Here is a 263-nt window from a genome sequence, read left to right on the forward strand (position 1 = left end):
CTGAGTTAAAAAATTGGTTCAATGAAAAGTTAGCTACAGACTTTTATGTTTACCCAGAAGTTAATGGTGTTCATTTATCTGAAAATGTAAATGTTAGAATTGACTACGTCTTATTTCCTAAAGATCACTTAATAGAAGAGGGTTTTGAACCATCTTATTTTGGTGTTGAAGTAAAATACTTTAATCAAGAAAATGGCTTTACTCATAAAACAAGTCGTGGACTATGGCAAGCGATAAGTTACAACGACTCTAGATTTCATCTG

Annotated in this window: 1 protein-coding gene; it reads left to right on the forward strand. The window is 31.6% G+C overall.

Translation table 11 applies throughout. The features are described from left to right. Positions 1-263, forward strand: a 263-nt coding sequence (locus SB773_RS32580; RefSeq protein ID WP_410594526.1) for a hypothetical protein, incomplete at both ends; no start/stop codon positions are given.

This window comes from Bacillus sp. SIMBA_074, assembly GCF_046534555.1.
GTDB classification, from domain to species: Bacteria; Bacillota; Bacilli; order Bacillales; family Bacillaceae_G; genus Bacillus_A; species Bacillus_A mycoides.